Below are 19,735 nucleotides of genomic sequence, written 5' to 3'. Positions count from 1 at the left end.
CCGCTCACTGTTGAAGGTCGGCTATGCAGCAAGACGATCCAAAAATCACCAAGGACGCCGCGCCTACCGGCACGCAGACATTGCTGCGTGGCCTGGGCGTGGTCCAGGCGGTCGCCAGTGGCGCCCGCGACTTGAAGGAAATCGCCCGGCTGATCGGCACCACCCGCAGCACCACCCATCGCCTGGCCAGTTGCCTGGTGGACGAACGTTACCTGCGCGTGGTGCCGCAAGTGGGTTACCTGCTGGGTCCGAAGTTGATCGAACTGGGTTTCCAGGCCCGGGAAGAGCTGCCCCTGGTGAGCCTGGCGGGGCCGTACCTGGACGAGCTGTCGGCGCTGACCGGGGACACCGTTCACCTGGCGATTCGCGAGGGCGACGAAGTCTTGTACCTGCTGAAGAATCCGGGGCGCAACGGCCCGGAAATGCGCTCGCGCGTAGGCCATCGCATGCCGTTGGCGCGCACCGGGATCGGCAAGGCGCTGATGCTCGATGATTCGCAGGAACAATGGAAGCGGCTGTATGAAATCAGCCTGCCGGCGGGAGGGAAAAATCAGTTCTGGCCCCAGCATCAGGAGCAATCCTGGGAGCAGTTCCAGCAACGGATGGTGGAATACGTGGCGGGGGGCTATGCCTTCGACCTGGAAGACAACGAGCCGTCGATTCGTTGTGTGGCGGCGCCGATTCGAGACGCTGGCAAGCGCATCGTCGCCGGTATCAGCATCGCCAGCACCGTGCCGTACATGCCGCTGGAAAAGATGGCCGAGCTGATTCCCCTGGTCAAAGGGGTCACAGCCCGGCTGTCGGCGGAGCTGGGCGCCAAGGTCTGACGAGCGTCAGGCCTTGAGCGTCGCCATGTCGATGACGAAGCGGTACTTCACATCCCCGGCGATCATGCGGCTGTAGGCCTCGTTGATCTGGCGGATGTCGAGCATTTCAATGTCGCAACTGATGTCGTGCTCGGCGCAGAAATCCAGCATTTCCTGGGTTTCTGCGATACCGCCGATCAGCGAGCCGGCCAGCACTCGGCGACCCATGATCAGTTTTGCCGCGTGTACCGGTGGGTCGACCGGCTCGACCAGGCCCACGATGATGTGTACACCGTCGAAATGCAGCGTGTCGAGGTAGGGATTGAGGTCGTGCTGCACCGGAATGGTGTCCAGCAGGAAATTGAAACGTCCGGCGGCAGCCGCCATCTGTTCGGCGTCGGTGGACACGATCACATGGTCCGCGCCCTGACGACGGGCTTCTTCAGCCTTGCTCGCCGAGCGGGTGAACAGCGTCACTTCTGCGCCCATGGCCTTGGCGAACTTGATGCCCATGTGGCCCAGGCCGCCCATGCCCAGCACGCCGACCTTGTCGCCAGCCTTCACGCCGTAGTGTTTGAGGGGCGAATAAGTGGTGATGCCGGCGCACAGCAGCGGTGCGGCGCTGGCCGGGTCGAGTGTTTGCGGGATGCGCAGCACAAAGTGCTCGCTGACCACGATGCTGTCGGAATAACCGCCCATGGTGTGGCCACCACTGACGCGGTCCGGGCTGGCGTAGGTCTGGGTCATGCCTTCGAAGCAGTATTGCTCCAAGTCAGCCCGGCACGCTTCGCACTCGCGGCAGGAGTCGACCATGCAGCCCACACCGACCAAGTCGCCGACTTTGTGAGCGGTAACATTCGCACCGACGGCGGTGACTTTTCCGATGATTTCGTGGCCGGGCATCAGCGGGTAGACGGCAATGCCCCATTCATTGCGGGCCTGGTGGATGTCGGAGTGGCAGACCCCGCAGTAGAGAATATCGATCGCCACATCGTCGGCTCGCGGGCTGCGACGTTCGAACTTCATGGGGGCGAGGGGAGTGGTGGCTGATTGGGCGGCATAGCCGATGGCTGTGTACATGATGGACCTCGCTAAGCAGTGAACGGTGAGGGAATCCATTCTGGGAGTCATGGCGGCAGGCGGCGATGGCGATTCCTCCGCCTGTCATGCCTAATCCTCCGGCATTGGCCAGGATTTGATTCCATGTGACGCCAGACCTGCGATGATGGTTTCATCCCATTTTCCGTGAAGTTTTCGACCATGTTGTTGACCCGCCATCTTGATGCCAACGCCACGCTGGTTTCACTGATCGAACCCTTGGCGACCCGCGACGGTTTTGTCCCTACACCGCTGCCCGGCGTGCATGCTTTGCGCGCCAGCCAGGACGTCGCTCGTGGCCCACAGCTCTACGAACCGAGCCTGGTGATCATTGCCCAGGGCAGCAAACTGGCCTACCTGGGGCCACGCACAATGGAATATGGCGCCGGGCATTATCTGATCCAGGCCTTGCCGGTGCCGTTCGAATGCGAAACCTACGCCATGCCCAATGCTCCGCTGTATGGCGTTTCCGTTGCGATCGACCGGGCGATGTTGGGGGAGTTGGTGCTTTCCATGGGATTGATGCCAGGGCGGAATCTACCGCCCCAGACACCGGAATCCATGACCTGCGCAGTGCTCGATGACGCCATGCGTGGGTGTGTCGAGCGCTTGTTGCGCTGCCTGCACGATCCGCTGGAATGCCAGGTCATGGGCCAGGCACGATTGCGGGAGTTGCTGTTCGTCGCGTTGCGCGGTCCCCAGGCTGATGTGCTGCGGGCGCTGGTGGAGCAGCAAGGCCAGTTTGCCCGGATTGCCGCGGCCCTGAGCCATCTGCATGCGCATTTCACCGAGCCACTGAACGTCGAGACCTTGGCCAGTTGCGCGAACATGAGCGCTTCGACCTTCCATGAGCATTTCAAGCGCAGCACCTTGCTGTCGCCGGTGCAGTACCTCAAGCGGTTGCGCCTGCTCAAGGCTCAGCGCCTGCTGATGTGCGAGGGCATGAGTGTGGCCCACGTCGCGCACCAGGTGGGGTATCAGAGCCCGTCGCAATTCAGTCGCGAATACAAGCGCTACTTCGAGCGCAATCCCGGGGAAGAGCGCGCGGCCTGACCTTTTGAATGTCCCTTGTGGGAGCGAGCTTTCTCGCGATAGCGGTGTATCAGTCGACATCTTTGTTGAATGAACAATAGCTATCGCGAGCAAGCTCGCTCCCACATGGGGTTGCGGTGTTTTTTGAATCGGGGGCAACAAAAAGGCCCCCATTGCGGGAGCCTCGATGTTCGGCGTGTCGGCTTACATGTTCGGGTAAGTCGGCCCGCCAGCGCCTTCCGGCGATACCCAGGTGATGTTCTGCGCAGGGTCCTTGATGTCGCAGGTCTTGCAGTGGACGCAGTTCTGGGCGTTGATCTGGAAGCGCTTCTCGCCGTCTTCCTTGGTCACCACTTCGTACACGCCAGCCGGGCAGTAGCGCTGGGCCGGTTCATCGTACAGCGGTAGGTTCTTGCTGATCGGGATGCTCGGGTCGGTCAGCTTCAGGTGGCAGGGTTGTTCTTCTTCGTGGTTGGTACCGGAGATGAACACCGAGCTGAGTTTGTCGAAGCTGATCTTGCCGTCCGGTTTCGGGTAGTCGATCTTCTTGCAATCGGCCGCCAGTTTCAGGCACGCGTAGTCGGGCTTGTTGTCATGCAGAGTGAACGGAATCTTGCCGCCGAAGATGTTCTGGTCGAGCCAGTTGAAGCCGCCACCGATGATTGCGCCGTATTTGTGGATCGCCGCACCGAAGTTGCGGCTGGCGAACAGTTCTTCGTACAGCCAGCTGTTCTTGAAGCTGTCGACGTAGGCGGTCAGTTCATCGCCGCCTTCGGATTCGACGAACAGGCGATCGGCCACGGCCTCGGCGGCGAGCATGCCGGATTTCATGGCGGTGTGGCTGCCCTTGATCTTGGCGAAGTTCAGGGTGCCGAGGTCGCAACCGATCAGTGCGCCGCCCTTGAAGACCATTTTCGGCAGCGAGTTCAGGCCGCCCTTGCAGATGGCACGGGCGCCGTAGCTGACGCGTTTGCCGCCTTCCAGGTACTGCTTGAGCACCGGGTGGTGCTTGAGGCGCTGGAACTCGTCGAACGGCGACAGGAAGGTGTTGCTGTAGGACAGGTCGATAATCAGGCCGACCACCACCTGGTTGTTTTCCAGGTGATAGAGGAAGGATCCGCCGGTGTTCTCGGTGCCCATGATGTCCAGCGGCCAGCCAGCAGTGTGCACCACCAGGCCGGGTTGATGTTTGGCCGGGTCGATTTCCCAGATTTCCTTCAGGCCGATGCCGTAGTGCTGGGCGTCGGCCTCGCTGTCCAGGTTGAAGCGCTTGATCAGTTGCTTGCCGATGTGACCACGGCAGCCTTCGGCGAATAGCGTGTATTTGCCACGCAATTCCATGCCGGGGGTGTAGAGGCCTTCCTTCGGATTGCCTTCGCGGTCGACACCCAGGTCGCCGGTGATGATTCCGCGAACCACGCCGTTTTCGTCGAACAGCGCTTCCTGGGCGGCGAAGCCCGGGTAGATTTCCACGCCCAGATTCTCGGCTTGCTGGGCCAGCCAGCGGCACAGGTTGCCCAGGGAAATAATATAGTTGCCTTCGTTGTGCATGGTCTTGGGCACAAAGAAGTCAGGGATTTTGCTCGCGGCCTCGGCGTTTCTCAGGACATAAATGTCATCGCGTACGACGGGCGTGTTCAACGGTGCGCCCAGTTCTTTCCAGTCCGGGAACAGCTCATTCAAGGCGCGGGGTTCGAACACCGCGCCGGAGAGGATGTGCGCGCCGACTTCGGAACCTTTTTCGACCACGCAGACGCTGATTTCCTTACCGGCTTCGGCGGCCTTCTGTTTCAGTCGGCAAGCGGCAGACAGGCCAGCGGGGCCGGCACCGACGATGACCACGTCGAATTCCATGTATTCGCGTTCCACAGGCTATCTCCTACTCAAGGCTCACAGTTTTTCTAATTGGAGGTTTGGCGTTGCATCCGTTGTTTCCTTCGCGAAAAGCGACGAAAGCGGCAATGGATGAAACGCGGGTCTCTCTTAAGCGGCGCATTATATCTACACCACTCTCAGGGTCCAATACAAACGTTTGTTTGAAATTGCCGCAGCCCAGATAAATCACTGACGTACGGCTTATGACTGACCATTTTGCCGTATTGACCGGAATAGGCGTTCCGGTCAAGATACGGGCGGTTTTGCGCTCGCCGTAGGCTGACTGTTGGTTCCAAGAGCACCTCTAAAGACAGGGCGAAGGCAGCACAAAGTGACGTATTGCGCGGTTCCCAGGCGCAGTTTACACGCCGCGATAATGAATGACTCATCGGTCATCACTGACGAATGGTCTTCACTCCCGTGAGCTGGGTCATGTGTGGTTCATGCCGGCGTTTTTAGAGGTGCCCTTGCGCCCATGAGCATCAACCGCCAGGTTCGCCTAGGCGACTTTTTTTCACCGGAGAGTAACGAGGAATCCATGAAGGTTCTTGTAGCTGTCAAACGAGTGGTCGACTATAACGTCAAGGTTCGCGTCAAGGCGGACAACTCCGGCGTCGACCTCGCCAACGTCAAGATGTCGATGAACCCCTTCTGCGAAATCGCCGTGGAAGAAGCCGTCCGCCTGAAAGAGAAAGGCGTGGCAACGGAAATCGTCGTCGTCTCCATCGGCCCGACCACCGCCCAGGAACAACTGCGCACCGCGCTGGCCCTGGGTGCCGATCGCGCCATCCTCGTCGAATCCGCCGAAGACCTGACCTCCCTGGCCGTGGCCAAGCTGCTCAAGGCCGTCGTTGACAAGGAACAGCCATCGCTGGTAATCCTCGGCAAACAGGCCATCGACAGCGACAACAACCAGACCGGCCAGATGCTCGCGGCATTGAGCGGCTACGGTCAGGGCACCTTCGCTTCGAAAGTCGAAGTGTCCGGCGACAGCGTTGCCGTGACCCGCGAGATCGACGGCGGCGCGCAGACCGTTTCCCTGAAACTGCCGGCCATCGTCACCACCGACCTGCGTTTGAACGAGCCGCGTTATGCGTCGTTGCCAAACATCATGAAAGCCAAGAAGAAGCCCCTTGAAGTGCTGACTCCGGATGCTTTGGGTGTTTCCACCGCCTCTACCAACAAGACCGTCAAAGTCGAAGCGCCGGCTGCACGCAGCGCGGGCATCAAGGTCAAGTCGGTGGCTGAACTGGTCGAGAAACTGAAAAACGAAGCGAAGGTAATCTGACTATGACTATCTTGGTAATCGCCGAACACGATAACAAGGCGCTGGCTCCGGCCACGCTGAACACCGTTGCAGCCGCTGCCAAAATCGGTGGTGACGTGCACGTCCTGGTGGCCGGGCAGGGCGCAAGCGCCGTTGCCGAAGCCGCTGCGAAAATCGCTGGCGTGGCAAAAGTGCTGTCGGCCGACAACGCCGCCTACGCTCACCAGTTGCCGGAAAACGTTGCGCCGCTGGTAGCTGAGCTAGGCAAGGGCTACAGCCACATCCTGGCTGCCGCCACCTCGAACGGCAAGAACATCCTGCCGCGCGTTGCTGCCGCACTGGACGTCGACCAGATCTCCGAGATCATCTCGGTAGAAAGCGCTGACACCTTCAAGCGTCCGATCTACGCCGGCAACGCCATTGCCACCGTGCAATCGACCGCTGCGATCAAGGTCATCACCGTCCGTGCCACCGGTTTCGACCCGGTTGCCGCCGAAGGTGGCTCGGCTGCGGTTGAAGCCGTAGGCGCTGCTCACGACGCCGGCATCTCCAGCTTCGTCAACGAAGAACTGGCCAAGTCCGACCGTCCTGAACTGACCGCTGCCAAGATCGTCGTTTCCGGCGGTCGCGGCATGCAGAACGGTGACAACTTCAAGCACCTGTACGCCCTGGCCGACAAGCTGGGCGCCGCTGTCGGTGCTTCCCGCGCCGCGGTCGACGCCGGTTTTGTGCCGAACGACATGCAGGTCGGCCAGACCGGCAAGATCGTTGCACCACAGCTGTACATCGCCGTCGGTATCTCTGGCGCGATCCAGCACCTGGCCGGCATGAAAGATTCCAAGGTGATCGTTGCGATCAACAAGGATGAAGAAGCGCCGATCTTCCAGGTGGCTGACTACGGCTTGGTAGCGGACTTGTTCGAAGCCATCCCTGAGCTGGAGAAGCTGGTCTAATCCGGCGTCTTCACTTATAAAGAGCCCGGCCCTTTGGCCGGGCTTTTTATTTTCCGCATCAGAGGAGCTTATCGCCATGGATCTGCGCCGCTTGACCGGCTGGTCGTTGTTGTGGGCGTTGGCGTTCGTGCCGGGCCTGTCTTTCGCCGCCGGCAAATGTGAACGACTGATCGCCACCGGCAGCCCGGACGCACCGCCTTACCTCTGGCAAGACCCTCAAGACCCCAAGCACCTGATCGGTGCCGGTGCCGATCTGCTGGCGCACGTCGCGGCGGAGCTGGGGATCAAAATCGAACTGCTGTATGCCGGCAAGCGCGCCCAGGCGCTGGACGAAGTGCGCAGTGGGCGCATGGACCTGCTCACCGACGCTCCGCTGACCACCACCGGGCTTGATGCGCTGGATTACGTTCATCCGCCCTTGCTGGAAAACGATTACCTGGTCTGGACACGCAAGGACTCGAGCCTGGACATCAACCAGCCCGAAGATCTTCACGGTCACTCCGGCGCCTTGTCGGAAAAGTCTCGCATGACCCAGGAATTTGGCGTCTTTGCCGAGCAGAAACTATCCCTGGTGCGCACGCCCAACCTGACCCAGGCCTTTCAGAAATTGCTGTTGGGAGAGGTGGAATATGTCCTGGCAGGGCGCTATTCGGGCCTGGCGATGGCGCAGACACTGGGGATGGCCAGCGACCTGCAAGCCGCATCGCAACCGGTGGACAAGCCCGGGCTGTTCCTCGCGGTTTCCCATAACTCCGCCTGCAATGACCCATGGTTACGCGGACAGCTGGCGCAAAAGATGACAGAATTGGCCGCGTCCGGTCTGACGGAGGCTGTGTTGCAGCGCAATCTCGAGCGTTGGAACACACAGTTGCAGCCACCTGTCAGTGCCCCCAAACAGTAGGGAACATTAGTGACTATTCGACCTCTTTTCGCTGCCCTGGCCGTTCTGGCTCTGGCGGGCTGCGCAGCCGATCCGGCGCCGAATGAACAGATCCGCCTGACCGAACAGGCATTGAAGCAAGCCCGGGCCGTTGGCGCCACCGTCGACGAAGTGCCCGAATTGAAACTGGCTGAAGAAAAATTCGCCCGCGCCAAATCCAACATGGCAGACGAATCCTACAAGAAGGCGCGCATGCGGGCCGAACAGGCTGAACTCGACGCTCGACTGGCCGAAGCGAAGGTGCTGACCCTCAAGAGCCAGGAGCAACTGAACGTGCTCGACACCCGCATCAAGCGCTTGCGCAAACAATTGAGGGAGGATGCCCAATGAAGCACTCCCACGTATTGGGCGGCCTGGTCCTCGCCAGCCTTGCCAGCTTGTATGGCTGCGCCGGCCAGCGCAGCGAAGCGGCGCTCGAACAGGCCAGCACCGATTTCCAGAAGGTCAAGGAAGACGCCAACGTATTGCGTGCCGCGCCCCGGGATGTGATCCGCGCTGGCGAGTCCCTGGCCCGTGCCGATCGCCTGTCCAGCTACTGGGGCAGCGGTGAGGATGTGCAGCATTACGCCTACCTGAGCCAGCGCTACAGTGCGATCGCCCGAGAGCACAGCAACCAGGTGCTCAACGAAGAGCGTGCGGCGAAGCTCGAACTGGAGCGCCAGCGCCTGCAATTGGCCTTGCGTGAGTCCAAATTGTTGAGCGTGCAGCAGCAGGGCAAATGGCTCGAAGAACAGATCATGGCGATGGCGACCACCCAGACTGATCGCGGCTTGGTGATGACCTTGGGTGACGTGCTGTTCGACACCGGCGAAGCGGAACTGAAAAACTCGGCCAACCGGGTCGTGCTCAAGATCGTGCAGTTCTTGCAGCTCAATCCCAAGCGCGTGGTGCGTATCGAGGGGTACACCGACAGCACCGGCGGCAAGCAGGAAAACCTCAAGCTGTCCCGCGACCGCGCACAGTCGGTGGCGGATGTGCTGGTGGACTTGGGGATTGATGAAAAACGCATCCAGGTCGAAGGCTACGGTGATGAGTATCCGGTGGACGTCAACGCTTCCGAGCGTGGCCGGGCACAGAACCGTCGCGTTGAAATTGTGTTCTCCGACGAAAAAGGCCAGCTCGGCGCCGCCCGCTAAGGGCTGCGTCACTGGAAAACCCGGCCCCTGTAAAAGGCGCCGGGTTTTTTTGGCCCTGCAATCGATGCGGGATGAGTACAGTTAGAGCTGTCACTCCACTGTACTGTCGAGTAATCTGGCAACTGTCCCAGTACACTTCTAAACTGTTCCGGTATCGTTTCCGACAAGAATAAAATGCCCGTGAAATCGAGTGCTGCGTCATGACCAACCTCCTGCTCTATCAACGTATTGCTCAACAGCTGGCTGAAGACATCCGGCGCGGTGTGTATCAGCCTGGTGAACGTGTGCCTTCGGTGCGCAAGATGAGCTCGCAGCTCAACGTCAGCCACGCCACGGTGCTGCAGGCCTATGCGAACCTTGAAGACCAGGGGCTGATTCGCGCACGGCCGCAATCGGGCTACTACGTTCACCAGACGCCGGCCCTGACTGCACCGACGCCGGACATTGCCCGGGTTGAGCGTCCGGGGCTGGTGACGCGCAGCAGCATCATCCAGCAGGTATTGGTCGAGTCGCGCCGCGAAGGGGTATTCCCCCTGGGCGCGGCGGTGCCGAGCGTCGACTATCTGCCGGTTCGGGCCCTGCATCAGCAATTGGCCAAGGTCACGCGTTTCCACAGCCCGCGGGCGTTCAGCTACATGTTCAGCCCGGGCTTCGAGCCGTTGCGGCGTCAAGTGGCGATTCGCATGCGCGATGCCGGTGTCGTGGTGGACCCTTCCGAAGTCGTGATTACCCATGGCTGTGTCGATGCGTTGCAGATGTCCTTGCGGGTGCTGACGCGGCCGGGGGACTTGATCGCCGCCGAGTCGCCGACCTACTACGGCTTGCTGCAACTGGCGGATCTGTTGGGGCTCAAGGTCATCGAGATTCCCAGCGACCCGGTTACCGGTATGAGCCTGGAGGCCTTGCAGTTGGCGGCCAACCAGTGGTCGATCAAGGCCTTGGTGCTGACCACGCGCCTGAGCAATCCCCTCGGCGGCACCATGCCCGAAGAGCGACAAAAGCAGTTGCTGCGCCTGGCGTCGGACTTCGATATCCAGATCGTCGAGGACGATATCTATGGCGAGCTGATGTTCGAGCAGGGCCGCACCAAGGCCCTCAAGGCCTACGACCGGCTGGATCGGGTCATCTATTGTTCGAGTTTTTCCAAGACATTGTCACCGGGCGTGCGCATCGGCTGGATGATCGCGGGGAAATTCCAGCAGGAAATACAGCGGCTCCAGACCTTCAGCACTCACTCGGCGTGCAGCGTCACGCAAATGGGCATTGCCGCGTACCTGGAAAACGGCGGCTATGACCGACATTTGCGCTATATCCGCCAGGAGTACCGCAAGAACCTCAGCGCTTTCCAGCTGGCGGTGCAACAGTATTTCCCCGAAGGCACGCAAATGAGCCGTCCCACTGGCGGGTTCATCCTGTGGGTCAGTCTACCGGGGCGGGTCAATACCCAGGAATTGCATGTGCGGGCGTTGCAACAAGGCATCAGCATCGCCCCAGGGCTTATTTTCAGCAACACCGAGCAGTTCAACCACTGCATTCGCTTGAACTGCGGCACACCCTGGAACCGCGAGGCAGAGCGGGCCCTGATGACGCTGGGGTTGTTGGCGACGCAATTGTGCCAAGAGACGGCTAACGGGTTCCTATAGAAATCAGCGGCTTAGCTTGATGTGCTTGTCAGCGCCTGATTATCAGGCGAGCATGGGGATCTCTGCCGTCAGTGCCGTTGTGTCTATGAAAGCCATTGTTCCTGTTGCCTGGGTTTTGATCGGCCTGTTGAGTGCCTTCCAAATGGGAGGCATTGCCGTGGCGGCTTCGACGCAGGAAAAACCGGCCGCCAGTGCCACGAAAGACGGGCCGAAAAAAAACACAGCGGCCAAGAAGCCTTCCCCTAAAAAGGCGACTGCGGCGAAGAAAAAGCGCGCGCCCATCGCCTCCAAGAGCAAATCCGCCCGTGAAGTCGCCAAGACCCCATTGCCGCCGGCCAAGCTGGACTTGAGCCTGCCCCATGACATGGTCGAGGAACTGCAGCCACCGGGTAAAGTGCAGCCGCCCAAGCGTGAACCGCTCTTGCCGTCAATGTTTGGAGATAAGCCCGGACCGTTCCAGCTCAATGGCCGGCTGTTGAGCAATGAAATGCAACTGCCGCTGCGCAATCAGGAGCGTAATGAGGTGGAAGGTGCGGCGCTGGAGTTTGAATTCAAGCAGTAGGCCTCTCACAGGCGTGCCGCTCGTCACTGACCGTTCGGTCATCTCGCCAAGGGCAAAAAAACACGCAGGCGGGAATTTAAAACGGGTGTTTTAGCCGTTACTCTGTGTTCTGTTACTCATCATTACTGTCGCGAGGATGTGGTTGTCGTGAAATGCCGTGAAGGCTGTGGTGCCTGTTGCATCGCCCCCTCTATCAGTTCGCCTATCCCTGGGATGCCCCTAGGCAAGCCTGCGGGAGAACGGTGCGTGCAATTGTCCGTCGATAACCTGTGCCAGATCTTCGGCCAGTCGGAGCGTCCGGCGGTATGCTCGGCGTTCGAAGCCGACATCGAGGTGTGCGGCGACAGCAGTGAAGAGGCCATCCGCTTGATCGGTTGGTGGGAGCAAGTCACGGCAGCGTGATGGGTCAATGAACGGATCCGAAATAAACGAACTTGGACAATAAGGAAAACACTATGGGTTCGCTGCATCGTATGGCTGTGTTGTGTGGGTTGACCGTATTGCTGGCAACGGCCACCGCTCAGGCAGAAGACTGGCAGGTTGCCAAGGAGAAGGACGGCATCAAGGTTTCCCTCAGTGAAGTAGCGGGCTCCGAGTACAAGGCTTATCGTGGCGTGACAGTGATGAAAACCTCCATGGCCAAGCTGCGCAGCTTGCAAGAGGACGTAGCGGGCGCCTGCGCCTGGATTCATGAGTGCAAGAGCCAGAAACTGCTCAAGCACGAAGGCAATCAGAGCTGGACCTACACCCAGTTCAACACGCCATGGCCGGTGACGCCCCGGGACTCGGTGCTGGAAGTCACGACCGAGGAGGGCACCGATGGCAGCCTGACCCGCAAGCTCAAGGGCTTACCTGAGTACTTGCCTGAGGAGAAGGGTTTTGTGCGTGTGACCAAGGTCGACGGTTTCTGGAAGTTCACCCCCAAGGGCGCAGACCAGGTCGAAGTGATCTATCAGGTCCATACCGAGCCGGGTGGTAGCGTACCGTCCATGGTGGCCAACAAGTTCGTGGTGGATGCGCCGTTTAATACATTGAAAGCGTTGAAAGAGCGCGCTGAAAAATAAACAGTATTCGCTGATGAAGAGACCGCCCCCGAGGCGGTCTTTTCATGTGTGCCGTCCGAACTTCCAGCGGAACGATTGTCCCGCCGCCAATGTCGAGATAGAGGTAAGCCAGGTCCTGAATTGATCAAGGAGACACTGATGCAAAAGTGGGAAATCACTTTCATTGACGATCACGGTGAAACCACCGTCGAGCAGTTCGACTATGACCAGAAGCCCACCATGGAGCAGGCTGCCCAACTGATTCGCGAAAGGTTGCTTCCAGTGCTCAACAAGCTGGATATGAACGACTTGGAGAACCGCACCGAAGACCCGACGGTCAAGAATCTCAAGTCCCAGAACAGTATCGAAATCGTCAGCATTACACCAATTTCATGAAACCTTGCCTGGTCTCGCTTGGCAGTGGCCATCACTTGCGGCTACTCTGCAATTGAGATCAGCGAAAGGATCGCCAAGGTCCGGTCTTGTCAGCTACATGCTTGTGTCCCGACGGTCATTTGATGCCGTATCGCTTGCAGCCTGCGGGCTTCACGCACGGGAAGACGGAAAGTCTATCCATCGGTTTTAGGAGGACGTTTCATGAGCACAGCCTATCAAGAAGACATCAGCACCAGCGTATTGCGCCGCATGAAAGAAGGCGGTTTCGATTTTTCCCGATTCCATCCCATTGAGTTCTACGCCATTTTCCCGGACGAGGAGCGGGCGCGCAGGGCGGCAGGTCATTTTCGGGGAGAATCGTTGAACGCGCAGATCAGTGCACGGGACGACGGGGCTTGGTCATTGGAACTGAGCCGGGTGATGTACGCCACTTACGATGATATTGGCGACTTCGAGCAAGACTTCGAGGCCGTCGTCGAACCTTTGGGTGGCGTGATCGAAGGGTGGGGCGTCAAGCAAGAGATCCGGCGCCTGCAGGCCTGACAATCAGTTACCGCAACCACAGCAACGGCTGACCTTTGTGTCGGCCGTTTTCATGTCTGCGACTAGCCGGGACCTTTGTGGGAGCCGAGCTTGCTCGCGATGACGGTGGGCCAGCTTGCATCAATGTTGAATGTGCCGACGCCATCGCGAGCAAGCTCGGCTCCCACAGGGGAGCTCACCGATAATCCATTGTGGGAGCGAGCTTGCTCGCGATGGCGGCCGCAAACCAACATCACTTTCCCGCTGACTCACCACCATCCTCTCCTCCAGGTTTTGTACCTAACTGTATCGAGACCAAGCCGCGTCGTTTTTCCGTGACTATGCTCATGAAAGCGACGCCCCTGCGTCGCAATGAAGCGGGGGGCAGCGGGTTGGGGGGATTTGCCGCACCATAAAAGTGCGCGGCCTGAGAATGGAGAATCCAACCCGTTGATCATAAAGCGTTTATGCCGATGGCACGGGGCTTGCGAAGCTTGCTGCCAGGGTGACAAGGAGTACGGCATGATCCGCAGCGGTTTTGATGAAATGTACGACGCCGACGGCCAGGTCCGGCCGCACTACCAGGCGTTTGCCCGCTGGTTGGCCGACACGCCTGACGAACTGCTGGCGCAACGCAGGCGCGAAGCCGACCTGTTGTTTCATCGTGCCGGCATTACGTTCACGCTCTACGGTGACGAACAGGGGACCGAGCGCCTGATTCCGTTCGACACGATCCCGCGCAGCATTCCGGCCAGCGAATGGCGGGAGGTGGAGCGCGGCTGCATCCAGCGGGTCAAGGCGCTGAACATGTTCCTGGCCGACCTCTACCACGAACAACGGATCATCCGCGCCGGCATCATTCCCGCCGAGCAGGTGCTGGCCAACGAGCAATATCAACTGGCGATGCAGGGGCTGGACCTGCACCGTGACATCTATGCGCACATTTGCGGTGTCGATCTGGTGCGCGACGGTGACGGTACGTACTACGTGCTCGAAGACAATCTTCGTACGCCTAGCGGTGTCAGCTACATGCTCGAAGACCGCAAGATGATGATGCGCCTGTTTCCCGAACTGTTCGCCGCCCAGCGCATCGCTCCCATTGACCATTATCCGAACCTGCTGCTCGACACCCTGAAAAGCTCCAGCCCACTGGACGACCCCAGCGTCGTGGTGCTGACGCCGGGGCGTTTCAACAGCGCGTTCTTCGAGCACGCGTTCCTCGCCCGGGAAATGGGCGTGGAATTGGTGGAAGGCGCCGACCTGTTCGTCCGGGATGACAAAGTGTTCATGCGCACCACCGACGGCCCGAAAGCGGTGGATGTAATCTACCGTCGCCTCGACGATGCGTTCCTCGATCCCCTGGCCTTCAATCCAGATTCAATGCTCGGCGTGCCGGGGCTGTTGTCCTCCTATCGCTCCGGCAATGTGGTGCTGGCCAATGCCATCGGCACAGGTGTAGCGGATGACAAATCGGTGTACCCGTTCGTCACCGACATGATCCGTTTTTACCTGGACGAAGAGCCGATCCTGAAGAACGTTCCTACCTGGCAGTGCCGTAATCCCGCTGAGCTTTCCCACGTACTGGCGAATCTTCCCGACCTGGTGGTCAAGGAAACCCAGGGTTCCGGCGGTTATGGAATGCTGGTGGGGCCAGCCGCGACCACGGCGCAGATCGATGCCTTTCGCGAGCGGATCAAGGCCAAGCCGCACGCCTACATCGCCCAGCCGACGTTGTCGCTCTCGACCTGCCCGACCTTTGTCGAAAACGGCATCGCCCCGCGCCACATCGACTTGCGTCCGTTCGTGCTGGCCGGCCGCGAGACCCGCGTGGTCCCTGGCGGGCTGACACGGGTGGCGCTGCGCGAGGGCTCCCTGGTGGTGAATTCATCCCAGGGCGGTGGTACCAAGGACACTTGGGTGGTCGAGGATTGAGGAACTGCCATGCTGAGTAGAACCGCCTCGGACCTGTACTGGATGTCGCGCTACCTGGAGCGGGCGGAGAACCTCGCGCGGATGCTCGACGTGAGCTATTCATTGTCGTTGATGCCCCAGGACGGGCGTGGCGACGGCCTGCACGAGCTGGCCATGCCATTGCTGATCACCGGCACGCTGGACGATTACCGGGAGCGACACGGCGATCTGCACGCCGAGCGCCTGCTGCATTTCTTTGCCCTGGAAGCGGCCAATCCAGCCAGCATCTACAGTTGCCTGGGCTCCGCGCGAGCCAGTGCCCACGCGGTACGTGGGCGAATCACCGCCGACATGTGGGAAAACATCAATGCCACCTGGTTGGAAATTCGCGGTATCGCCGAGCAAGGTTTGAATCGCTACGGCATGAGCCGTTTCTGCGAGTGGATCAAGGAGCGCTCGCACCTGTTTCGCGGCGCAACCTACGGCACCATCATGCGTAACGACGCGTTCCGGTTCATTCGCCTGGGGACCTTTATCGAAAGGGCCGACAACACCCTGCGTTTGCTCGATGCCCGTTACGAAATGGCCGGTGACCAAGCCGACGCGGTCAGCGACGGCACGGCCCATGCGTACTACCAATGGAGCGCCTTGTTGCGGGCCTTGTCGTCCTTCGAGGCCTACACCGAGATCTACCGTGAAGCCCCGGGCGCTCGCCATGTGGCGGAGTTGCTGCTGTTGCGCGCCGACGTGCCGCGCTCGCTGCGCGCCTGCACTGAAGAAATCAACCAGATCCTCGCCAGCCTGCCGGGCACTAACGGCCGGCAGGCACAACGGCTGGCGGCGGAAATGGACGCACGCCTGCGCTACACCGGTATCAACGAAATCCTCGACGGGGGCCTGCATGCCTGGCTCACCGAATTCATTCCACTGGTCCGTGAACTGGGCAATGCCATTCACAGTTCCTACCTGGAGGTCATATGAGACTCTCGATCAGCCACGAAACGGCCTACCACTATGAAGACCAGGTTCGCGCCAGCATCCAATATCTGCGCCTGACGCCCCACGACAGCGAACGCCAGCACGTGCTGAGCTGGCAGCTTGATTTGCCACGGCCTGTGCGGGCGCAACTGGATCCGTTCGGAAACATCCTGCACGTACTGACCCTGGATGAGCCCCACGAAACGGTGATCATCGGCGCCCGCGGGCAGGTGGATATCGATCCGTCGCGCGAAGCCGAACATGAAAGCCAGTCGGCGCTGCCGTTCCTGCGCTTCACCCGGCTGACCGAGGCGGACGAGGCTCTTCGAACCTTCGCCGCGCAGCAATGCCAGCAGCGTCGCGATCGTACGGCGCTGATCGACCTGATGCAGGGGCTGAACCAGCACATGATCTATACCCCTGGCACGACGGCGATCGAGACCAGTGCGGCCCAGGCTTTTGCCGGTCGTAGCGGGGTGTGCCAGGACCATACCCACGCCTTCCTGGCGTGCGCCCGTAGCCTGGGCGTGCCGGCGCGTTATGTGTCGGGGTATCTGTTCAACGAAGAAAGCGAACACCTGGCGAGTCATGCCTGGGCAGAAGCCTGGTTGGACGACGCCTGGTACAGCTTTGACGTGACCAACCAACTGGCCCGTCCGGAGCGGCACCTGAAACTGGCCGTGGGCCTGGATTACCTGGACGCCTGCCCGGTGCGAGGCATGCGCCGCGGCGGCGGTTGCGAGCAGATGCACGCCAAGCTGGTCGTGACAGCGGCGCCGGTGATCACGGTGCAACAACAATGATCATTTAGTGAGCGAGCTTTTGTGGCGAGGGAGCTTGCTCCCGCTCGAGTGCGAAGCGCTCGCAAGCTTTATAAGGGGCTGCTACGCTGCCCAGCGGGAGCAAGCTCCCTCGCCACAAAAAAGCGATCTCACGGGGCCAATGGCTGCTTGCGTCCCGCCATATGCTTCAAATAACCCACCAGCAACTCCAGCTCTGGGTCCGGCAGAACTGTTGTGGAGAACCCGGGCATTTTTCCCTGTGGCCAGCGTCGCAGGCCTTGCGGGTCGCGGATGTAGCGCTTGAGGAAATCCCCGGAGAAGTATTCGGTGGGATTGAACGGAATGTTCAAGTCAGGACCGAACTGCGCATCGCCGGCGCCATTGAGCCGATGACACGCCAGGCAGTTTTTCTGGAACAGTGCGAAACCCTTGTTGATCGGGTCATCCTTGGCCAGCCCGGACGCCGGCAGCAGGGCCGGGAAGCGCTCAGCCACGGCCGACAGACGCTTGATGCTCGCCACCGCGTAGGGCCATTGTTCCGGGCTGATCCGACCCGCCTGCGGGTCGGTCCAGACCAGATAAAAAGGCCCGGCACTGGACTTGCCTTCTCCCAGCGACGGCCAAGGCTTGGCCGGGTCCTCGATCGCCAGCCAGGCCCGGGCTCCGCTCTTGTCGAGGAGTGGCGCCGCGGGCATTTCGGCAGCGAATCCGTCCAGGGCAACGGCTTGCAGATGGTCGTCCGGCTGGATACCCGTCAGGAGTGAAGTCAGCGGCACGGCTCGATAACTCATGGGTTTCTTGTAGGAAACGTCCTCGGCAATCTGGACCGTTCGCACATCCGGGTGCTTGAGCAGTTCTTCGGTTTGCCAGGTGCGCGTGCTCGCGCCCAACTCCAGCACCAGTTGCGCGGCATAAAGGGGCGTGCTGAGCAGCAACGCCCCGAACACAATGAGAGCTTTCAAGTCGATCGCCTTCCATGTCGAGGGGAGCCGCAAAGGTTGGCACAGCCATCGCAGCCCGAACAGTGAACCCATCACATTTTTTGGCGATACAACGCATTGGATGATGCAGGTGCCCACGCGCAGGGTTTAGCCAATCACCTTGGTGATATTCGGCAAAATCAACAGCAGCGTCGTGGCAAAGAGAATGAGTCCGGCTTGGCGAACTTTCGATTGTTTGAACATGGCTGACCCGCCTTTTTGTTATTTCCTAAAAACCAGCCTGCATATCCATGATGGCTGGCGGTGCACTTCCTGTTCCGACAAGCGCCTCGGCAAAACCCGACGACTTACTTGTACAAGGATTACATTAGGGGCCGCGGCCGCCTTGGCTTAGATCCAATTCGTATCAGCTTTGAGCAAGTAGCGATAAAAATGATATGAGGCGTATTGCCACCTTCCTGCTGGCCCTTTTGCTAGACAGCTTGCCCTCCTGAAACGGTTAACCCGATAGCTCGCTACCGTTCGTCTGAGCGTGGTCGTCAACGTCATTGAGCGCTGTGGTCATTGAATCCAGCGCCGCTGGGCTTATGGTTGAGGCATCGCATTACGCCCGTGGTTTCGAGGATGGTCATGACCCAAGCTTTGATTTTCGACGCATTACGCACGCCTCGCGGCAAGGGCAAGGCCGATGGTGCCTTGCACAGCGTCAAGCCGGTGAACCTGATGGGCGGCCTGCTCAGGGCCTTGCAGCAGCGTATGGACCTGGACACCAGCCAGGTCGACGACATCGTGCTCGGGTGCGTGACGCCGGTGGGCGAGCAGGGCGCCGATATCGCCAAGACGGCTGCGCTGGTAGCCGATTGGGATGTCAGTGTGGCCGGCGTGCAACTCAATCGGTTTTGCGCCTCGGGCCTGGAAGCGGTGAACCTGGCGGCCATGAAAGTGCGTTCCGGGTTCGAAGACCTGGTGGTGGCCGGCGGCGTCGAATCCATGTCCCGGGTGCCCATGGGCAGCGATGGCGGTGCGTGGGCGCTGGACCCGCAATCCAACCTGCACGGCCATTTCATACCCCAGGGCATCGGCGCCGACCTGATCGCCACCCTGGAAGGCTTCAGCCGCGAGGATGTCGACGGTTACGCACTGCATTCCCAGCAAAAAGCCGCGCGCGCCCGGGCCGACGGTTCGTTCGATAAATCCCTGGTGGCCGTGCGGGACCAGAATGGCATCGTGCTGCTGGACCACGACGAATTCATCCGCGCCGACTCCACGCTCGACGGCCTGGGCAAGCTCAAGCCGAGTTTCGAAGCCATGGGCCAGATGGGCTTCGATGGCACGGCGCTACGGGTGTATAGCCATGTCGAGCGAATCAATCATGTGCACACGCCGGGCAACAGTTCCGGCATCGTCGACGGTGCGGCGCTGATGTTGATCGGTTCCGAAGCCAAGGGGCGCGCCATGGGCTTGCAACCCCGGGCGCGAATCGTCGCCACGGCCGTCACCAGCACCGACCCGACCATCATGCTCACCGGCCCGGCACCGGCCACCCGCAAGGCCCTGGCCAAGGCTGGGCTGCGGGTGGAGGACATCGACCTGTTCGAAGTCAACGAAGCCTTCGCCTCGGTGGTGCTCAAATTCATCCGGGACCTGGCCATCGATCCCGCCAAGGTCAACGTCAATGGTGGTTCCATCGCCCTGGGACATCCCTTGGGAGCCACCGGCTGCGCAATCCTGGGCACGTTGCTCGACGAGTTGGAAGCGCGTCGCCTGCGCTATGGCCTGGCGACCCTCTGTGTCGGCGGCGGCATGGGCATTGCCACCGTCATCGAACGCCTCTGAGCCCGACTTCAAGG

General features: G+C 60.3%; 20 protein-coding genes. 17 read left to right on the top strand and 3 right to left on the bottom strand.

Translation table 11 applies throughout. From position 1 onward, the window contains the following. Positions 1-23 precede the first annotated feature (23 nt). Complete coding sequence (locus ACIPQ1_RS20485) at positions 24-827, top strand: IclR family transcriptional regulator (RefSeq protein ID WP_013693986.1); 804 nt, start codon at positions 24-26, stop codon at positions 825-827. Positions 828-833: 6 nt separating this feature from the next. On the opposite strand, the gene ACIPQ1_RS20480 is transcribed toward ACIPQ1_RS20485, so the two are convergent. Beyond that, positions 834-1,886: an NAD(P)-dependent alcohol dehydrogenase gene (locus ACIPQ1_RS20480; RefSeq protein WP_434574791.1), complete on the bottom strand. Its 1,053-nt coding sequence runs from the start codon at positions 1,884-1,886 to the stop codon at positions 834-836. A 180-nt stretch (positions 1,887-2,066) separates the two neighbouring features. Between ACIPQ1_RS20480 and ACIPQ1_RS20475 the strand changes: the two genes are divergently transcribed. After that, a complete protein-coding gene (locus ACIPQ1_RS20475) occupies positions 2,067-2,957 on the top strand; it encodes an AraC family transcriptional regulator (RefSeq protein WP_250962564.1) in 891 nt (296 codons plus the stop codon). A gap of 183 nt (positions 2,958-3,140) precedes the next feature. Here the strand turns inward: ACIPQ1_RS20475 and ACIPQ1_RS20470 are convergent, their stop codons facing one another. After that, positions 3,141-4,805 (bottom strand): electron transfer flavoprotein-ubiquinone oxidoreductase, encoded by a 1,665-nt coding sequence (locus ACIPQ1_RS20470; RefSeq protein WP_411385274.1) that lies wholly within the window; start codon positions 4,803-4,805, stop codon positions 3,141-3,143. A gap of 544 nt (positions 4,806-5,349) precedes the next feature. On the opposite strand from ACIPQ1_RS20470, the gene ACIPQ1_RS20465 reads away from it, so the two are divergent. From ACIPQ1_RS20465 to ACIPQ1_RS20400, 14 genes are all read left to right on the top strand, one after another. Further along, positions 5,350-6,099, top strand: a complete 750-nt coding sequence (locus ACIPQ1_RS20465) for an electron transfer flavoprotein subunit beta/FixA family protein (RefSeq protein WP_003179445.1) — start codon at positions 5,350-5,352, stop codon at positions 6,097-6,099. 2 nt (positions 6,100-6,101) lie between these two features. Further along, positions 6,102-7,031 (top strand): electron transfer flavoprotein subunit alpha/FixB family protein, encoded by a 930-nt coding sequence (locus ACIPQ1_RS20460; protein WP_053123770.1) that lies wholly within the window; start codon positions 6,102-6,104, stop codon positions 7,029-7,031. 76 nt (positions 7,032-7,107) lie between these two features. Beyond that, entirely contained in the window at positions 7,108-7,932 is an 825-nt protein-coding gene (locus ACIPQ1_RS20455; protein WP_446534707.1) for a substrate-binding periplasmic protein, read from the top strand. 9 nt (positions 7,933-7,941) lie between these two features. After that, positions 7,942-8,301: a DUF4398 domain-containing protein gene (locus tag ACIPQ1_RS20450; protein ID WP_186707219.1), complete on the top strand. Its 360-nt coding sequence runs from the start codon at positions 7,942-7,944 to the stop codon at positions 8,299-8,301. Further along, on the top strand, positions 8,298-9,107 hold the full coding sequence (locus ACIPQ1_RS20445; RefSeq protein WP_250962567.1) for an OmpA family protein: 810 nt from the start codon (positions 8,298-8,300) through the stop codon (positions 9,105-9,107). The genes ACIPQ1_RS20450 and ACIPQ1_RS20445 overlap by 4 nt, the downstream gene beginning before the upstream one ends. A 200-nt stretch (positions 9,108-9,307) precedes the next feature. Next, positions 9,308-10,750, top strand: a complete 1,443-nt coding sequence (locus ACIPQ1_RS20440) for an aminotransferase-like domain-containing protein (protein ID WP_014339472.1) — start codon at positions 9,308-9,310, stop codon at positions 10,748-10,750. Between the two features lie 85 nt (positions 10,751-10,835). Next, positions 10,836-11,312: a translation initiation factor 2 gene (locus ACIPQ1_RS20435; RefSeq protein WP_411387540.1), complete on the top strand. Its 477-nt coding sequence runs from the start codon at positions 10,836-10,838 to the stop codon at positions 11,310-11,312. Between the two features lie 147 nt (positions 11,313-11,459). Beyond that, positions 11,460-11,714, top strand: coding sequence for a YkgJ family cysteine cluster protein (locus ACIPQ1_RS20430; RefSeq protein ID WP_250962569.1), 255 nt, complete (start codon positions 11,460-11,462; stop codon positions 11,712-11,714). A gap of 53 nt (positions 11,715-11,767) precedes the next feature. After that, positions 11,768-12,376 carry an START domain-containing protein gene (locus tag ACIPQ1_RS20425; protein ID WP_250962570.1) on the top strand — a complete coding sequence of 203 codons (609 nt, stop codon included), beginning with the start codon at positions 11,768-11,770 and terminating at the stop codon, positions 12,374-12,376. A 138-nt stretch (positions 12,377-12,514) separates the two neighbouring features. Beyond that, on the top strand, positions 12,515-12,751 hold the full coding sequence (locus ACIPQ1_RS20420) for a hypothetical protein (protein ID WP_186730199.1): 237 nt from the start codon (positions 12,515-12,517) through the stop codon (positions 12,749-12,751). Between the two features lie 201 nt (positions 12,752-12,952). Continuing rightward, positions 12,953-13,294 (top strand): ribonuclease E inhibitor RraB, encoded by a 342-nt coding sequence (locus tag ACIPQ1_RS20415; RefSeq protein WP_003179463.1) that lies wholly within the window; start codon positions 12,953-12,955, stop codon positions 13,292-13,294. Positions 13,295-13,795: 501 nt separating this feature from the next. Continuing rightward, on the top strand, positions 13,796-15,205 hold the full coding sequence (locus ACIPQ1_RS20410) for a circularly permuted type 2 ATP-grasp protein (RefSeq protein WP_411385271.1): 1,410 nt from the start codon (positions 13,796-13,798) through the stop codon (positions 15,203-15,205). Positions 15,206-15,214: 9 nt separating this feature from the next. Continuing rightward, complete coding sequence (locus ACIPQ1_RS20405; RefSeq protein WP_186707225.1) at positions 15,215-16,165, top strand: alpha-E domain-containing protein; 951 nt, start codon at positions 15,215-15,217, stop codon at positions 16,163-16,165. Then, the gene (locus ACIPQ1_RS20400; protein WP_250962574.1) at positions 16,162-16,965 is read left to right on the top strand and encodes a transglutaminase family protein; all 804 of its coding nucleotides are present in this window, start codon (positions 16,162-16,164) and stop codon (positions 16,963-16,965) included. Before ACIPQ1_RS20405 ends, ACIPQ1_RS20400 begins: the two co-directional genes overlap by 4 nt. A 128-nt stretch (positions 16,966-17,093) precedes the next feature. Here the strand turns inward: ACIPQ1_RS20400 and ACIPQ1_RS20395 are convergent, their stop codons facing one another. Further along, positions 17,094-17,906, bottom strand: coding sequence for a c-type cytochrome (locus ACIPQ1_RS20395; RefSeq protein WP_411385270.1), 813 nt, complete (start codon positions 17,904-17,906; stop codon positions 17,094-17,096). 609 nt (positions 17,907-18,515) lie between these two features. On the opposite strand from ACIPQ1_RS20395, the gene ACIPQ1_RS20390 reads away from it, so the two are divergent. After that, positions 18,516-19,721 carry an acetyl-CoA C-acetyltransferase gene (locus ACIPQ1_RS20390; RefSeq protein ID WP_446534706.1) on the top strand — a complete coding sequence of 402 codons (1,206 nt, stop codon included), beginning with the start codon at positions 18,516-18,518 and terminating at the stop codon, positions 19,719-19,721. Positions 19,722-19,735 lie beyond the last annotated feature (14 nt).

Source organism: Pseudomonas sp. LARHCG127 (assembly GCF_052871455.1).
The sequence above is the reverse complement of the archived record's forward strand: the minus strand, read 5'-3'. Positions and strand labels throughout refer to the sequence as shown.

What these genes read in the sequence shown, in the direction of transcription:
- ACIPQ1_RS20485 (WP_013693986.1), top strand. Translation starts at nt 24, where the DNA reads ATGCAGCAAGACGATCCAAAAATCACCAAGGACGCCGCGCCTACCGGC.
- ACIPQ1_RS20480 (WP_434574791.1), bottom strand. Translation starts at nt 1,886, where the DNA reads ATGTACACAGCCATCGGCTATGCCGCCCAATCAGCCACCACTCCCCTC.
- ACIPQ1_RS20475 (WP_250962564.1), top strand. Translation starts at nt 2,067, where the DNA reads ATGTTGTTGACCCGCCATCTTGATGCCAACGCCACGCTGGTTTCACTG.
- ACIPQ1_RS20465 (WP_003179445.1), top strand. Translation starts at nt 5,350, where the DNA reads ATGAAGGTTCTTGTAGCTGTCAAACGAGTGGTCGACTATAACGTCAAG.
- ACIPQ1_RS20460 (WP_053123770.1), top strand. Translation starts at nt 6,102, where the DNA reads ATGACTATCTTGGTAATCGCCGAACACGATAACAAGGCGCTGGCTCCG.
- ACIPQ1_RS20455 (WP_446534707.1), top strand. Translation starts at nt 7,108, where the DNA reads ATGGATCTGCGCCGCTTGACCGGCTGGTCGTTGTTGTGGGCGTTGGCG.
- ACIPQ1_RS20445 (WP_250962567.1), top strand. Translation starts at nt 8,298, where the DNA reads ATGAAGCACTCCCACGTATTGGGCGGCCTGGTCCTCGCCAGCCTTGCC.
- ACIPQ1_RS20440 (WP_014339472.1), top strand. Translation starts at nt 9,308, where the DNA reads ATGACCAACCTCCTGCTCTATCAACGTATTGCTCAACAGCTGGCTGAA.
- ACIPQ1_RS20435 (WP_411387540.1), top strand. Translation starts at nt 10,836, where the DNA reads ATGAAAGCCATTGTTCCTGTTGCCTGGGTTTTGATCGGCCTGTTGAGT.
- ACIPQ1_RS20425 (WP_250962570.1), top strand. Translation starts at nt 11,768, where the DNA reads ATGGGTTCGCTGCATCGTATGGCTGTGTTGTGTGGGTTGACCGTATTG.
- ACIPQ1_RS20420 (WP_186730199.1), top strand. Translation starts at nt 12,515, where the DNA reads ATGCAAAAGTGGGAAATCACTTTCATTGACGATCACGGTGAAACCACC.
- ACIPQ1_RS20415 (WP_003179463.1), top strand. Translation starts at nt 12,953, where the DNA reads ATGAGCACAGCCTATCAAGAAGACATCAGCACCAGCGTATTGCGCCGC.
- ACIPQ1_RS20410 (WP_411385271.1), top strand. Translation starts at nt 13,796, where the DNA reads ATGATCCGCAGCGGTTTTGATGAAATGTACGACGCCGACGGCCAGGTC.
- ACIPQ1_RS20405 (WP_186707225.1), top strand. Translation starts at nt 15,215, where the DNA reads ATGCTGAGTAGAACCGCCTCGGACCTGTACTGGATGTCGCGCTACCTG.
- ACIPQ1_RS20400 (WP_250962574.1), top strand. Translation starts at nt 16,162, where the DNA reads ATGAGACTCTCGATCAGCCACGAAACGGCCTACCACTATGAAGACCAG.
- ACIPQ1_RS20390 (WP_446534706.1), top strand. Translation starts at nt 18,516, where the DNA reads ATGACCCAAGCTTTGATTTTCGACGCATTACGCACGCCTCGCGGCAAG.